The sequence below is a fragment of the Streptomyces sp. cg40 genome (assembly GCF_050320165.1).
Lineage (GTDB): Bacteria > Actinomycetota > Actinomycetes > Streptomycetales > Streptomycetaceae > Streptomyces > Streptomyces hokutonensis.
Genome location: NZ_CP190128.1, coordinates 7680834 through 7694099, shown reverse-complemented (window position 1 = coordinate 7694099; position 13266 = coordinate 7680834). Strand labels below are relative to the sequence as shown.

The following is a 13266-nucleotide window of genomic DNA, read 5'->3' as shown; positions in this document are numbered from 1 at the left end:
ATCGGTGTGTGCTACTGCGTGCGGTTCTCACCGCGGTAGTACTCGAAGACCCAGCCGAACAGGCCGAGCATGATGAGCGGCGCCGAGAAGTACAGCAGCCACCAGCCGATGGCCACGCCGAGGAAGGCCAGCGCGCCACCGATGCCGAGGGCGAGGGGCTGCCAGCTGTGCGGGCTGAAGAAGCCCACCTCGCCGGCCTCGTCCGCGACGTCGGCCTCCTTGTTGTCCTGCGCCAGCGTGTCGACCCGCCGGGCGGTGAAGCCCAGGTAGAAGCCGATCATGACGCAGAGGCCGAAGGCCATGAAGAGGGCCGTGGTACCGGCCGCCTCCTTGGACCAGAGGCCGTAGACAACCGCCATGGCGAGCACGAAGGCGCTCAGCCACATGAACATCCAGCCCTGGACCTTCACTTGCCCGCCTCCTTGCCGCCGGCGAGGGCCTTGTCAGCGTGGTGCGCGTTCTCGAGCTGGTCGAGAGCGGCGATCTCCGGGTGGTGCAGGTCGAACGCCGGGGATTCGCTGCGGATGCGGGGCAGGGTGAGGAAGTTGTGCCGCGGCGGCGGGCAGGACGTCGCCCATTCGAGCGAACGGCCGTAGCCCCACGGGTCGTCGACCTCGACCTTCTTGCCGTACTTGGCCGTCTTCCACACGTTGTAGAGGAACGGCAGGATCGACAGGCCGAGCAGGAACGAGCTGATCGTCGAGATCGTGTTCAGAGCGGTGAAGCCGTCGGCCGCGAGATAGTCCGCGTAACGACGGGGCATGCCCTCGGCACCCAGCCAGTGCTGGACCAGGAAGGTGCCGTGGAAGCCGATGAACAGCGTCCAGAAGGTGATCTTGCCGAGGCGCTCGTCGAGCATCTTGCCGGTCATCTTCGGCCACCAGAAGTGGAAGCCGGAGAACATCGCGAACACGACCGTGCCGAAGACGACGTAGTGGAAGTGCGCCACCACGAAGTACGAGTCCGAGACGTGGAAGTCCATCGGCGGCGAGGCCAGGATGACACCGGTCAGACCACCGAAGGTGAAGGTGATCAGGAAGCCGGTGGCCCAGAGCATCGGGGTCTCGAAGGACAGGGACCCCTTCCACATCGTTCCGATCCAGTTGAAGAACTTCACGCCCGTCGGCACGGCGATGAGGAACGTCATGAAGGAGAAGAACGGCAGCAGCACACCGCCGGTGACGTACATGTGGTGGGCCCACACGGTCACCGAGAGGCCGGCGATGGAGATGGTCGCGGCGACCAGTCCCATGTAGCCGAACATCGGCTTGCGCGAGAAGACCGGGATGACCTCGGAGATGATGCCGAAGAACGGCAGCGCGATGATGTACACCTCTGGATGGCCGAAGAACCAGAAGAGGTGCTGCCACAGCAGCGCACCGCCGTTCGCGGCATCAAATACATGTGCCCCGAATTTTCGGTCCGCCTCCAGCGCGAACAGCGCGGCGGCGAGCACGGGGAAGGCGAGCAGGACCAGCACGGCGGTCAGCAGCACGTTCCACACGAAGATCGGCATGCGGAACATCGTCATGCCCGGTGCGCGCATGCAGATGATCGTGGTGATGAAGTTGACCGCACCGAGGATCGTGCCGAAGCCGGAGAAGGCCAGACCCATGATCCACATGTCGGCGCCGATACCCGGCGAGCGGACCGCGTCCGACAGCGGGCTGTAGGCGAACCAGCCGAAGTCGGCCGCACCCTGCGGGGTGAGGAAGCCGCCCACCGCGATGGTCGAGCCGAACAGGTAGAGCCAGTAGGCGAACATGTTCAGCCGCGGGAACGCCACGTCGGGCGCGCCGATCTGGAGCGGCATGATCCAGTTCGTGAAACCGGCGAACAGCGGCGTCGCGAACATCAGCAGCATGATCGTGCCGTGCATCGTGAACGCCTGGTTGAACTGCTCGCTCGACAGGATCTGCAGACCCGGCCGCGCCAGCTCGGCGCGCATCAGCAGCGCCATGACGCCGCCGATCAGGAAGAACGCGAAGGACGTGACCAGATACAGCGTGCCGATCGTCTTGTGGTCGGTGGTGGTGAGCCACTTGATCACGACGTTACCGGGTTGCTTGCGCCTTACCGGCAGCTCGTCCGCGTAGTGGGACTCTGCTGCCGCGGCACCCTGAGGTTCGTTGAGGATGCTCACAGGTTGTTCGTCTCCCGGTTCTTCTCGTGGCTCGTCTGCGCGATGCCAGCGGGGATGTAACCGGTCTGCCCCTTCTTGGCGAGGTCCTTGAGGTGCTGCTGGTAACGCTCCGGCGAGACGACCTTCACGTTGAACAGCATCCGGGAGTGGTCGACGCCGCAGAGCTCGGCGCACTTGCCGAGGTAGGTGCCCTCCTTGGTGGGGGTCACCTGGAAGGCGTTGGTGTGACCCGGGACGACGTCCATCTTCATGAGGAACGGCACCACCCAGAAGTCGTGGATGACGTCACGCGAGGTGAGGACGAAGCGGACCGTCTCGCCCTTGGGGAGCCAGAGGGTCGGACCCGGGTTGCCGGTCTGCGGGTTCTTCGTGGCGGGCGTACCGACGTCGTAGACACCGCCGGCGTTCGCCGGGAAGTCCTTCTTGAACCGGTCCGGGATGGCGGCCAGGTTCTTGTCGGTCGTCGCGTCACCACTGACACCGTCGACGTTCTCGATGTAGTTGAAGCCCCAGCTCCACTGGAAACCCACGACGTTGACCGTCACATCGGGCTTCTTGTCGAGGCTCAGGAGCTTCGTCTCATCGCGGGCCGTGAAGTAGAACAGCACCGAGACGATGATGAGCGGAACAACCGTGTACAGCGCCTCGATGGGCATGTTGTACCGGGTCTGCGGGGGGATCTCGACCTTGGTGCGGCTGCGCCTGTGGAACACGACGCTCCACATGATCAGGGCCCACACCAGGACGCCGACGGCGAGCGCGGCAGCCCAGGATCCCTGCCACAGGGAGAGGATCCGCGGACCCTCCTCCGTGGTCGGGGTGGGGAAACCAAGGCGAGGGAAGTCCTTGGATGTGCAACCGGTCGCGGTCGCCAGGACCAGGCCCGCAGTCATTGCCTGCAGCAGCTTCCGCCGCATCGGGCGCCGCGGCGAGCGGTCGGAGCCGTTGGGACTCACGTAGCGCCTTCCCGAGAGTCTCGCCCGCGCGGATTGGCTGCGGCCTGCCTTCACGCGGGTCGGTCGCCGCCCTGCGTCGGGCAGGGGTTTGGATGTTTATGCGGACCAAACCCTAGCCGACGCCCTCCGGGGGTTCAGCGGGAGGGTGGCATACGCGCGGCGGGTTACTCCTTGCGCCTAATAGCTCGGGGGTTCAGGTGGTTTGGGCGGGTGCGGCGTGCGTTGTGGTTGCTCGCGCAGTTCCCCGCGCCCCTCTTTTGCTCGCCCTCGTTTTAACGTTGCCGTGTGTCCTACTTCGATGCCGCCTCCTCCGCTCCCCTTCATCCCGTCGCCCGGCAGGCGCTGTTGGCCGCTCTCGATGACGGGTGGGCGGATCCGGCTCGGCTCTATAGAGAAGGGCGCAAGGCACGGATGCTGCTGGATGCCGGGCGGGAGGTCGCTGCCGAAGCCGTCGGGTGCCGGCCTGACGAGCTGGTGTTCACCACCTCGGGTACTCGGGCCGTGCACACGGGAATTGCCGGCGCTCTGGCAGGGCGGCGGCGCGTCGGACGTCACCTGATCGTGTCAGCGGTTGAACACTCTTCCGTGCTCCATTCGGCCGAGAGCCTGGTGGCGGCGGGCGGTTCGGCGACCCAGGTACCGGTGGACCGGACGGGGGCGGTGAGTGCACGGGCCTACGGCGAGGCGCTGCGCCCGGACACCGCGCTGGCCTGTCTCCAGTCGGCCAACCACGAGGTGGGGACCGTGCAGCCGGTCGCCGAGGTGGCCGAGGTGTGCCGGGCGGCCGGGGTGCCGTTGCTGGTCGACGCGGCGCAGTCGCTGGGGTGGGGACCGGTCGAGGGCGCGTGGTCGCTGCTCACGGCGAGCGCGCACAAGTGGGGCGGGCCGGCCGGGGTCGGACTGCTGGCGGTACGCAAGGGCGTGCGCTTCGCGACCCAAGGCCCCGTCGACGAACGGGAGTCGGGCCGCTCCCCCGGCTTCGAGAACATCCCGGCGATCGTGGCCGCGGCAGCGGCCCTGCGCGCGGTCCGCACGGAGGCGGCCGAGGAGGCGCTACGGCTGCGGGAGCTGACGGAGCGGATCCGGGCGCGGGTGCCACAGCTGGTGCCGGACGTGGACGTGGTCGGCGATCCGGTACGGCGGCTGCCCGGGATCGTCACCTTCTCCTGTCTCTATGTCGACGGAGAGACCCTCCTGCACGAACTGGACCGCGCCGGTTTCTCCGTCTCGTCCGGATCGTCCTGCACGAGCAGCACACTGACGCCCAGCCATGTGCTGAAGGCGATGGGCGTGCTGAGTGAGGGAAACGTGCGGGTGTCGTTGCCGAACGGGACGACGGAGGAGGACGTCGAGCAGTTCCTCGCTGTGCTGCCGGGGGCGGTGGCGGGGGTGCGGGAGAAGCTGGGGGCGACGGCGCCCATGGCCGCCGTAAAGGAGGACTCGCTCGTCGTGGACGCCCTCGGGAAACGCTGCCCGATCCCCGTGATCGAGCTGGCAAAGGTCATCGGCGACGTACCGATCGGCGGCACGGTCCGGGTCCTGTCCGACGACGAGGCGGCACGGCTGGACATCCCGGCGTGGTGCGAGATGCGGGGGCAGGAGTACGTGGGCGAGGAGGAAGGCCCGGCGTACGTAGTCCGCCGGACCAGCTGACGCGCCTTTAAGGGGCGCGGGGAACTGCGCGACCAGCCCCCACGCACCCGCAGACAACGAATCAGCCGAGGTGCTTACGTACTTCGACCGCCGCCTCATCCCCATACGCCTTCGTGAACCGCTCCATGAAGTGCCCCCGAGACACCTGGTACTCCTGCGTACCGACCGTCTCGATGACAAGAGTCGCGAGCATGCACCCGACCTGCGCCGCCCGCTCCAGCGAGACACCCCACGCCAGCCCCGAGAGGAACCCCGCGCGGAACGCGTCGCCGACACCCGTGGGGTCGGCCTTGCGCTCCTCCTCCGCGCAGCCGACCTCGATCGGGTCCTCGCCGACGCGCTCGATACGGACGCCGCGCGAGCCGAGCGTGGTGACGCGGTGGCCGACCTTCGCCAGGATCTCCTCGTCGCTCCAGCCGGTCTTGGACTCGATGAGTCCCTTCTCGTACTCGTTCGAGAAGAGGTACGCCGAGCCCTCCAGCAGGATGCGGATGTCGTCGCCGCCCATGCGCGCGATCTGCTGGGAGAAGTCCGCGGCGAAGGGGATGGACCGGGTACGGCACTCCTCCGTGTGACGAAGCATCGCCTCGGGGTCGTCCGCGCCGATCAGGACCAGGTCGAGACCGCCCACGCGGTCGGCGACGGTCTTCAGCTCGATCTGCCGGGCCTCGCTCATGGCACCGGTGTAGAAGGAGCCGATCTGGTTGTGGTCGGAGTCGGTGGTGCACACGAAGCGGGCGGTGTGCAGGGTCTCCGAGATGCGGACCGAGCCGGTGTCGACGCCGTGGCGGTCGAGCCAGTCGCGGTACTCGGCGAAGTCGGAGCCGGCGGCGCCGACGAGGATCGGCGCGGTGCCGAGCTGGCCCATGCCGAAGGCGATGTTGGCGCCGACGCCGCCCCGGCGTACGTCGAGGTTGTCGACCAGGAAGGAGAGCGACACCGTGTGCAGCTGGTCCGCGACCAGTTGGTCGGCGAAGCGGCCGGGGAAGGTCATGAGGTGGTCGGTGGCGATGGAGCCGGTGACTGCGATGCGCACGGCGAGGACTCTCCTGAGGGAGGCTGCGTTGACAGTTCACGCTACCCGGTCGGCCCGGCGGCTCTGAAGCGGCCAAAACTACCCGATAGTAGATCTTTCTTCGCGAGGTAAAGCGTGCGTACGGTGCCGCTATGACGAACCTCAAGGTCGACGGTCCCGTTCCGGTCCACCGCGAAGGCGAAGGTGAGACGGACCTCGCGGCGCTGCGCGGCGACTGCGCCCGGATGGCTCCCCACTGGACGGTTCCCGACCGGATCGTTGCGCTTCCGGTGTCCCCGTCCCTCATCCACGGCGTGTCGGTACCGTCGAAGTCGGCCCGGCTGCTGGACGCCATGGGCGAATACGGCGACTGAGTTCGAAGCCGGTCGGCTCCGTCGGCGCGCTCGGGGGAACCGTGCGCTCCCCCGCTGCGTCCCATCGCTGTCCCCCGTAAAGGGGATGCGGGATACGACCCTTTCGCCTGCCTCTTTGACAGGGGCTGGTCAGGGTCATGGGACAGTTGCGCAGCCGAAGGAGCGATGCGGTGAACACCGAGCGACCCGACAACGAGGACGCGAACGGCGCCTCCGATGATGTGCCGGGCGTGGGGGACGCCGTGAAGGGCGCCGTGGAGGGGCCCGAGGTCGAGGACACCGGGGCCGATGGAGAAGTGGCCGAGGAAACGGATGAGGCTGCCGTTTCCGAGGAGGCCGACCGGCCGGAGGGGACGGAACCCGGAGCGGCAGGGCCCGAGAAGACGGAGCCCGAAGCGACCGACGTAGCGCCCGCTCCCTCGGAACAGCTCGCCCCGGTGACATCCGAACCGCAGGCCGACCTTCCGGAAGCGGCCGAACCCTCCGAGCCCTCCGAAGCCGTCCGCCCGCACGACCACCACTCGGGCCATTCCGACCACACCGACGACGGGCATCCGTCGCGATCACGGTCCCGGTCCCCCCTCGTCATCGCCTCAGTGGCCGCCGCCGTACTCCTCGTCGGAGGCGGCGGCGCGTACCTCGCGTCCTCCTCGTCCTCCGGCGGTTCGGGGGACGGGACCGGATCCGCGGCCTCCGGTGCCGACGGCACTCCCCCGGCGCTCGCACTCGACGGGTACGCGACGGGCGGTACGAGCGGGATCGCGTCCGGGGAGCCGAATCCGTACGGCGAGACCTACAAGGCCCAGGGCACCCTGCCCGGCGGACCCGGCTCCGCGGCCGTGTATGCGGCGGAGGGCCAGGTCGCCAAGGACGATGTGGCCCGGCTCGCGAAGGCGCTCGGTGTCGTGGGGACACCGGTGGCCGAGGGGCAGTACTGGAAGGTCGGCGGGCAGGACGGCAGCGGGCCGAGTCTTCAGGTGAACAAGGCGGCACCCGGCCTGTGGACGTTCAACCGCTACGCGCCCGGTACCGACAACTGCACCGACACCCTCAAGTGCGCGCAGGATCCCGGTACTTCGGCCACCGACCCGGTGAGTGTCGCGGTAGCGAAGCAGGCCGCCGCACCGATCCTCAAGGCCGTCGGCCAGGACGACGCGAAGGTGGACGCGAGTCAACTCATGGGCGCGCAGCGGGTGGTGAACGCGGAACCGTTGGTCGGTGGGCTGCCCACGCACGGCTGGACGACCGGGCTGACGGTCAGCGCCCAGGGTGAAGTGGTCGGCGGGAGCGGGCAGTTGGCGGCGCCGATGAAGGGTGACGTCTATCCGGTGCTGAGCGCGCAGAAGACCCTGGCGCTGCTGAACGCGGCGCCGGGGACCGACCACCGCATGGGCATCGGCGGCTGCGCCAGTCCCGTACCGCTGAAGGACCGGCTGGAGGCGCCCTGCGGATCGTCGACCGCCGGCTCCGCCACTCCCGCGCAGGCTGCCGCCGTCGTCGAGCACGCGGTGTTCGGGCTGGCCGCGCACTCCGTGGCCGGGAAGCCGGCGCTGGTGCCGTCCTGGCTGTTCGAGGTGCGGCAGTCGGGCACGCAGGACAGCTTCACGGTGACGTACCCGGCGATCGATCCGAAGTATCTGGCCTCGGCCGGTACGCCCACGCCGACGCCGACTTCCACGGCGACCGCGGCTCCGCACGATGTGAAGGCGGACGGGTACTCGGCCGACGGGAAGACCCTCACCGTGGCCTTCACCGGTGGGGTGTGCGCCGACTACAGGACGACGGCCGTGGAGACTTCGGACAAGGTGACCGTCACGGTGACCGCGACGCCCTGGCCGAACAAGATCTGCATCATGATCGCCAAGATCTACCACCAGAACGTGGAGCTGAAGGCCCCGCTCGGCGACCGGAAGGTCGTGGGGGCGGACGGCAAGGCGATCCCCGTGGAGAAGAGCACCCGGCCGACGGCGGGCGCGGAGCCCTCGCTGGCCCGGTAACCGGCACACGGGCACCGGAAAAGCCCGAAGGCGGCGGCCCTGTCGGAGGGGGCCGCCGCCTTCGCCGTACTACGACTGCTTTTGGGGCTTAGCTGAACGAGTCGCCGCAGGCGCAGGAGCCCGTCGCGTTCGGGTTGTCGATCGTGAAGCCCTGCTTCTCGATGGTGTCGACGAAGTCGATGGAGGCGCCGCCCAGGTACGGGGCGCTCATGCGGTCGGTGACGACCTTGACGCCGCCGAAGTCCTTGACGACATCGCCGTCGAGGGAGCGCTCGTCGAAGAAGAGCTGGTAGCGCAGGCCGGAGCAGCCACCGGGCTGGACGGCGACGCGCAGGGCCAGGTCGTCCCGGCCTTCCTGGTCGAGCAGGGCCTTGACCTTCGCCGCGGCGGCGTCGGACAGAAGGATGCCGTCGGTGACGGTGCTGGTCTCGTCCGATACGGACATCTACATCTCTCCCGGGTTGTACGGAGACTGCTTGCCGACGATGTCAACCGCCGGGGCCGTGGATTCATTCCGGGCCGTGCCCGGTGTCTTTCCCCCGGCACCTCTCTCCATGCTCGCACACCCCCGCAAGGTCCCCCGCTGAGCGCGTATCGAGCATCCACCGGGATTGATGTCACATCGACGCTATGGCCATCGTCAAACTGACGTGAAGCAGTTATGATAGATAGCGTCAATTCGACGAAAAGGTATGTCTCGCAGAACAGAAAGGGTGTGTGTCGTGACCACCGCCCAGACCCAGGAGCTCGACGTCCAGCCGACGCCCCTCGCCCTGCTGCTGCTCGGCCGGGAGGCCGACCCGAGGAGCGAGCGCGGTGTCGAGTGCCCCGGTGACCTGCCCTCGCCGTCCGACCCGGACCTGGTCGAGCGGGCCCGCGCGGCCAAGGAGAAGCTCGGCGACAAGGTCTTCGTGCTCGGCCACCACTACCAGCGCGACGAGGTCATCCAGTTCGCCGACGTCACGGGCGACTCCTTCAAGCTGGCCCGGGACGCCGCCGCGCGCCCCGAGGCCGAGTACATCGTGTTCTGCGGTGTGCACTTCATGGCGGAGTCCGCGGACATCCTGACCGGCGACGACCAGAAGGTCGTCCTGCCCGACCTCGCGGCCGGCTGCTCGATGGCCGACATGGCCACCGCCGAGCAGGTCGCCGAGTGCTGGGACGCGCTGACCGAGGCCGGCATAGCCGAGCGGGTCGTCCCCGTCTCGTACATGAACTCCTCCGCGGACATCAAGGCGTTCACGGGCAAGCACGGCGGCACGATCTGCACCTCGTCGAACGCGCAGCGCGCGCTGGAGTGGGCCTTCGAGCAGGGCGAGCAGGTGCTGTTCCTGCCGGACCAGCACCTCGGCCGCAACACGGCCGTCCGCGACCTGGGCATGAGCCTCGACGACTGCGTGGTCTACAACCCTCACAAGCCCAACGGGGGCCTCACCGTGGACCAGTTGAGGTCCGCGAAGATGATCCTGTGGCGCGGCCACTGCTCGGTGCACGGCCGCTTCTCGCTGGAGTCGGTGGAGGACGTGCGCGCCCGCATCCCCGGTGTCAACGTCCTGGTCCACCCCGAGTGCAAGAACGAGGTCGTGGCCGCGGCCGACTACGTCGGCTCGACGGAGTACATCATCAAGGCACTTGAGGCGGCCCCGGCCGGTTCGAAGTGGGCCATCGGCACCGAGCTGAATCTCGTACGCCGGCTCGCGAACCGTTTCGCGCCCGAGGGCAAGGAGATCGTCTTCCTCGACAAGACCGTCTGCTTCTGCTCGACGATGAACCGCATCGACCTCCCCCACCTGGTGTGGACCCTGGAGTCCCTCGCCGAGGGCAACCTGGTCAACCGCATCGAGGTGGACAAGGAGACGGAGGCGTTCGCCAAGCTGGCGCTGGAGCGGATGCTGGCGCTGCCGTAGGGCTGCCGGGTCATTCCACTCGCGGCCGGACCAGGCCCGACTCGTAGGCGATGACGACGAGTTGGGCCCGGTCGCGGGCGCCGAGTTTGGCCATGGCGCGGTTGACGTGGGTCTTCACCGTCAGGGGGCTGACCTCCAGGCGTTCGGCGATCTCGTCGTTGGAGTGGCCGCCCGCGACCTGGACGAGGACCTCGCGTTCGCGCACGGTGAGGGCTTCGAGGCGTTCGGCGCGGGCCGGGTCGCGGTCCTCGTCCAGGTCGCCCTGGGCGAGGAAGCGGGCGATCAGGCCCTTGGTCGCGACTGGGGAGAGAAGTGCCTCTCCCGCCGCGGCGACCCTGATCGCGCTCAGCAGTTCCTCGGGCTCGGATCCCTTGCCGAGGAAGCCGGAGGCGCCCGCGCGCAGCGACTGCACCACGTAGTCGTCGACCTCGAAGGTCGTCAGGATGACCACCCGGACATGGGCGAGGGACGGGTCGGCGCTGATCATGCGGGTGGCGGCGAGGCCGTCGGTGCCGGGCATCCGGATGTCCATCAGCACGACGTCGGCCCGCTCCTCCTTCGCCAGCCGTACGGCCTGTGCGCCGTCCGAGGCCTCTCCCACGACCTCCATGTCGGGCTCGGAGTCGACGAGTACGCGGAAGGCGCTGCGCAGCAGGGCCTGGTCGTCGGCGAGCAGGACACGGATCGTCGTCATACGGGGTCCCCCGAGGCGCGTGGGCGGGTCTTGACCGGCAGGATCGCATGGACGCGGAAGCCGCCTCCGTACCGGGGACCGGTGGTGAGGGTGCCGCGCAGGGCGGTGACGCGCTCGCGCATGCCGAGCAGGCCGTGACCGCCGCCGGAGTCGGGGTCGTGGTCCTCGCCGGAGCCGTTGTCGAGGACGGTGACCTCCACGTTCGGGCCGACCCGTACGACGCTCACCTCGGCCTTCGCCTCGATGCCCGCGTGCTTCTGCACGTTGGTGAGGGCCTCCTGGATCACCCGGTACGCGGCGAGGTCCACGGCTGCGGGGAGCGTGGTGCCGTTGTCCGCGCGGGCGACCAGGACCTGGAGGCCCGCGCTGCGGAAGGTGCCGGCGAGCTCTTCGAGGCGGTCGAGGCCGGGGGCCGGTTCGGTGGGGGCCTCGGGGTCGCCGGACTGGCGCAACAGGCCGACGGTGGCGCGGAGTTCGTTGAGCGCGGAGCGGCTGGCCTCGCGTACGTGGGCGAGGGCTTCCTTGGCCTGGTCGGGGCGCTTGTCCATGACGTGCGCGGCGACTCCGGCCTGGACGTTGACCAGGGCGATGTGGTGGGCGACCACGTCGTGCAGGTCGCGGGCGATGCGCAGGCGTTCCTCGGCGACCCGGCGGCGGGCCTCCTCCTCGCGGGTGCGTTCGGCCCGCTCGGCGCGCTCGCGTATGGCGTGCACGAATTCCTTGCGGCTGCGTACGGCGTCCCCGGCGGCGGCGGCCATGCCGGTCCAGGCGAAGATGCCCAAGTTCTCCTGCGCGTACCACGGGAGCGGGCCGCCGAGCATCGCGGCGCCGGTCAGCACGGTCATCGTGAGGAGGCCGACGCGCCAGGTGGTGGAGCGGTCGGTGGTGACGGCGACGGTGAACAGGGCGACCACGGCACACATCGCGACCGGGGCGCGCGGGTCGCTGGTGACGCTCTCTACGAGGGAGGCGGTGGCGGTGACGGCGAGGACCATCATCGGGGCGCGGCGGCGGCAGACGAGCGCGGCGGCGCCGACCGCCATCAGGATCAGGCTGAGGGGGTCAGGGGTGCGGATGCCCCAGCTGACGCCGTGCCCTCCGTGCGGATCCACGAACGACCCGGCCACCATGCACACCAGCACCGCGGCGGCGAGCACCGCGTCCAGCGCGGAGGGGTGTGCCTTCGCTTGGCAGCGGGCCCGGTCGAGAACGCTCATGCTGGCACCGTACGGCGTCCCTCCTGGGGGCTGCGCCCCCAGACCCCCACTTCGGCCCTGAAGGGGCCTCGTCCTCAAACGCCGGACGGGCTGAGAAGTGACCGGCGTTGAAAACGCAAACCGCGAAAACCCGCCCTCACCCCGGGATCAAGCCGTCGTCGCTCAGCAGGTCGCGGACCTCCTCCAGCGTCGCGTCCGGGGACGGGAGGATGAGTTCGGACGGCTCCAGGGAGTCGTCCGGCAGTGGCTCGCCCAGTTCGCGGACCTTGGCCAGGAGGGCCTGGAGGGTCTCGCGGAAGGCGGGGCCGTCGCCGTTCTGCACTTCCCTCAGGAGTACGTCGTCCAGCTTGTCGAGTTCGGTGAGGTGGCCGTCGGCCAGCCTCACCTGCCCCTCCCCCATGATCCGTACGATCATGTCGCCCTCCTCAGGCGTGGGCCGTCACATCACGTCACTGCTTGTCGAAGCGCGGGGTGTCCTGCGGCTGGGCCGACGACTGCGACTGGGACTGGTCCTTGCCGCCCTCGATCGCCTGCTGCGAGGCCGAACCTCCGGCCAGCTCCGCCTTCATCCGCTGGAGTTCCAGCTCTACATCCGTACCACCCGACAGCCGTTCCAGCTCGGCCTGGATGTCGTCTTTGGCCATGCCGGTCGGGTCGTCCAGGGCTCCGGAGGCGAGCAGTTCGTCGATGGCGCCGGCGCGGGCCTGGAGCTGCTGGGTCTTGTCCTCGGCGCGCTGGATGGCAAGCCCGACATCGCCCATCTCCTCGGAGATGCCGCTGAAGGCCTCGCCGATCCGGGTCTGTGCCTGGGCCGCCGTGTACGTGGCCTTGATGGTCTCCTTCTTCGTACGGAAGGCGTCCACCTTGGCCTGGAGGCGCTGGGCCGCGAGGGTGAGCTTCTCCTCCTCGCCCTGGAGGGTGGTGTGCTGGGTCTCCAGGTCGGTCACCTGCTGCTGGAGCGCGGCCCGGCGCGAGAGCGCCTCGCGGGCCAGGTCCTCACGGCCCAGCGCGAGCGCCTTGCGGCCCTGGTCCTCCAGCTTCGAGGACTGCGACTGCAACTGGTTGAGCTGGAGCTCCAGACGCTTGCGTGACGTGGCGACGTCGGCCACACCCCGGCGTACCTTCTGAAGCAGCTCCAGCTGCTTCTGGTACGAGTAATCGAGGGTTTCGCGCGGGTCCTCGGCCCGGTCAAGGGCCTTGTTCGCCTTCGCGCGGAAGATCATCCCCATACGCTTCATGACACCGCTCATGGGCTTCGCGCGCCCCCTTCTGACGGACTCCAGCTCCAGCGACTGCAACAGAACCCACAG

Annotated in this window: 13 protein-coding genes; 4 read left to right on the top strand and 9 right to left on the bottom strand. The window is 68.9% G+C overall.

All coding sequences use genetic code 11. The features are described 5' to 3' along the window. Nucleotides 1-11: 11 nt before the first annotated feature. The 3 genes from ACQHII_RS34630 to coxB are packed head-to-tail and all read right to left on the bottom strand — an operon-like array spanning nucleotide 12 to nucleotide 3099. Complete coding sequence (locus ACQHII_RS34630) at nucleotides 12-410, bottom strand: cytochrome c oxidase subunit 4 (protein ID WP_427922968.1); 399 nt, start codon at nucleotides 408-410, stop codon at nucleotides 12-14. Next, entirely contained in the window at nucleotides 407-2143 is a 1737-nt protein-coding gene (gene ctaD / locus ACQHII_RS34625; protein ID WP_359604843.1) for an aa3-type cytochrome oxidase subunit I, read from the bottom strand. The genes ACQHII_RS34630 and ctaD overlap by 4 nt, the downstream gene beginning before the upstream one ends. After that, nucleotides 2140-3099 carry an aa3-type cytochrome oxidase subunit II gene (coxB, locus tag ACQHII_RS34620; protein ID WP_019075805.1) on the bottom strand — a complete coding sequence of 320 codons (960 nt, stop codon included), beginning with the start codon at nucleotides 3097-3099 and terminating at the stop codon, nucleotides 2140-2142. The genes ctaD and coxB overlap by 4 nt, the downstream gene beginning before the upstream one ends. Nucleotides 3100-3384: 285 nt before the next feature. On the opposite strand from coxB, the gene ACQHII_RS34615 reads away from it, so the two are divergent. Next, nucleotides 3385-4752 carry a cysteine desulfurase/sulfurtransferase TusA family protein gene (locus ACQHII_RS34615; protein ID WP_427922967.1) on the top strand — a complete coding sequence of 456 codons (1368 nt, stop codon included), beginning with the start codon at nucleotides 3385-3387 and terminating at the stop codon, nucleotides 4750-4752. Nucleotides 4753-4813: 61 nt separating this feature from the next. On the opposite strand, the gene ACQHII_RS34610 is transcribed toward ACQHII_RS34615, so the two are convergent. Next, on the bottom strand, nucleotides 4814-5788 hold the full coding sequence (locus ACQHII_RS34610) for a carbohydrate kinase family protein (RefSeq protein WP_427922966.1): 975 nt from the start codon (nucleotides 5786-5788) through the stop codon (nucleotides 4814-4816). A 131-nt stretch (nucleotides 5789-5919) separates the two neighbouring features. Here ACQHII_RS34610 and ACQHII_RS34605 point away from each other — a divergent pair, with 131 nt between their 5' ends. Then, the gene (locus tag ACQHII_RS34605; protein ID WP_427922965.1) at nucleotides 5920-6141 is read left to right on the top strand and encodes a hypothetical protein; all 222 of its coding nucleotides are present in this window, start codon (nucleotides 5920-5922) and stop codon (nucleotides 6139-6141) included. 170 nt (nucleotides 6142-6311) lie between these two features. Then, nucleotides 6312-8138 carry a hypothetical protein gene (locus tag ACQHII_RS34600; RefSeq protein WP_427922964.1) on the top strand — a complete coding sequence of 609 codons (1827 nt, stop codon included), beginning with the start codon at nucleotides 6312-6314 and terminating at the stop codon, nucleotides 8136-8138. Between the two features lie 88 nt (nucleotides 8139-8226). Here the strand turns inward: ACQHII_RS34600 and ACQHII_RS34595 are convergent, their stop codons facing one another. Continuing rightward, the gene (locus tag ACQHII_RS34595) at nucleotides 8227-8583 is read right to left on the bottom strand and encodes an iron-sulfur cluster assembly accessory protein (protein ID WP_019075810.1); all 357 of its coding nucleotides are present in this window, start codon (nucleotides 8581-8583) and stop codon (nucleotides 8227-8229) included. Nucleotides 8584-8860: 277 nt separating this feature from the next. On the opposite strand from ACQHII_RS34595, the gene nadA reads away from it, so the two are divergent. Continuing rightward, nucleotides 8861-10045, top strand: coding sequence for a quinolinate synthase NadA (gene nadA / locus ACQHII_RS34590; RefSeq protein ID WP_093625820.1), 1185 nt, complete (start codon nucleotides 8861-8863; stop codon nucleotides 10043-10045). Between the two features lie 10 nt (nucleotides 10046-10055). Here nadA and ACQHII_RS34585 read toward each other — a convergent pair whose 3' ends face one another. The 4 genes from ACQHII_RS34585 to ACQHII_RS34570 all read right to left on the bottom strand — a co-directional run bounded on the left by ACQHII_RS34585 (nucleotide 10056) and on the right by ACQHII_RS34570 (nucleotide 13206). Further along, nucleotides 10056-10739 carry a response regulator gene (locus ACQHII_RS34585; RefSeq protein ID WP_019075812.1) on the bottom strand — a complete coding sequence of 228 codons (684 nt, stop codon included), beginning with the start codon at nucleotides 10737-10739 and terminating at the stop codon, nucleotides 10056-10058. Next, nucleotides 10736-11956 carry a sensor histidine kinase gene (locus ACQHII_RS34580; protein ID WP_427922963.1) on the bottom strand — a complete coding sequence of 407 codons (1221 nt, stop codon included), beginning with the start codon at nucleotides 11954-11956 and terminating at the stop codon, nucleotides 10736-10738. Before ACQHII_RS34580 ends, ACQHII_RS34585 begins: the two co-directional genes overlap by 4 nt. Before the next feature lie 136 nt (nucleotides 11957-12092). Beyond that, a complete protein-coding gene (gene pspAA, locus ACQHII_RS34575) occupies nucleotides 12093-12371 on the bottom strand; it encodes a PspA-associated protein PspAA (protein WP_427922962.1) in 279 nt (92 codons plus the stop codon). A gap of 34 nt (nucleotides 12372-12405) precedes the next feature. After that, a complete protein-coding gene (locus ACQHII_RS34570) occupies nucleotides 12406-13206 on the bottom strand; it encodes a PspA/IM30 family protein (protein WP_019075815.1) in 801 nt (266 codons plus the stop codon). Nucleotides 13207-13266 lie beyond the last annotated feature (60 nt).

Excerpts from the sequence above, each read along its gene's own strand:
- ACQHII_RS34605 (WP_427922965.1), top strand. The coding sequence starts at position 5,920 with ATGACGAACCTCAAGGTCGACGGTCCCGTTCCGGTCCACCGCGAAGGC.
- ACQHII_RS34595 (WP_019075810.1), bottom strand. The coding sequence starts at position 8,583 with ATGTCCGTATCGGACGAGACCAGCACCGTCACCGACGGCATCCTTCTG.
- ACQHII_RS34585 (WP_019075812.1), bottom strand. The coding sequence starts at position 10,739 with ATGACGACGATCCGTGTCCTGCTCGCCGACGACCAGGCCCTGCTGCGC.
- ACQHII_RS34580 (WP_427922963.1), bottom strand. The coding sequence starts at position 11,956 with ATGAGCGTTCTCGACCGGGCCCGCTGCCAAGCGAAGGCACACCCCTCC.
- pspAA (WP_427922962.1), bottom strand. The coding sequence starts at position 12,371 with ATGATCGTACGGATCATGGGGGAGGGGCAGGTGAGGCTGGCCGACGGC.
- ACQHII_RS34570 (WP_019075815.1), bottom strand. The coding sequence starts at position 13,206 with ATGAGCGGTGTCATGAAGCGTATGGGGATGATCTTCCGCGCGAAGGCG.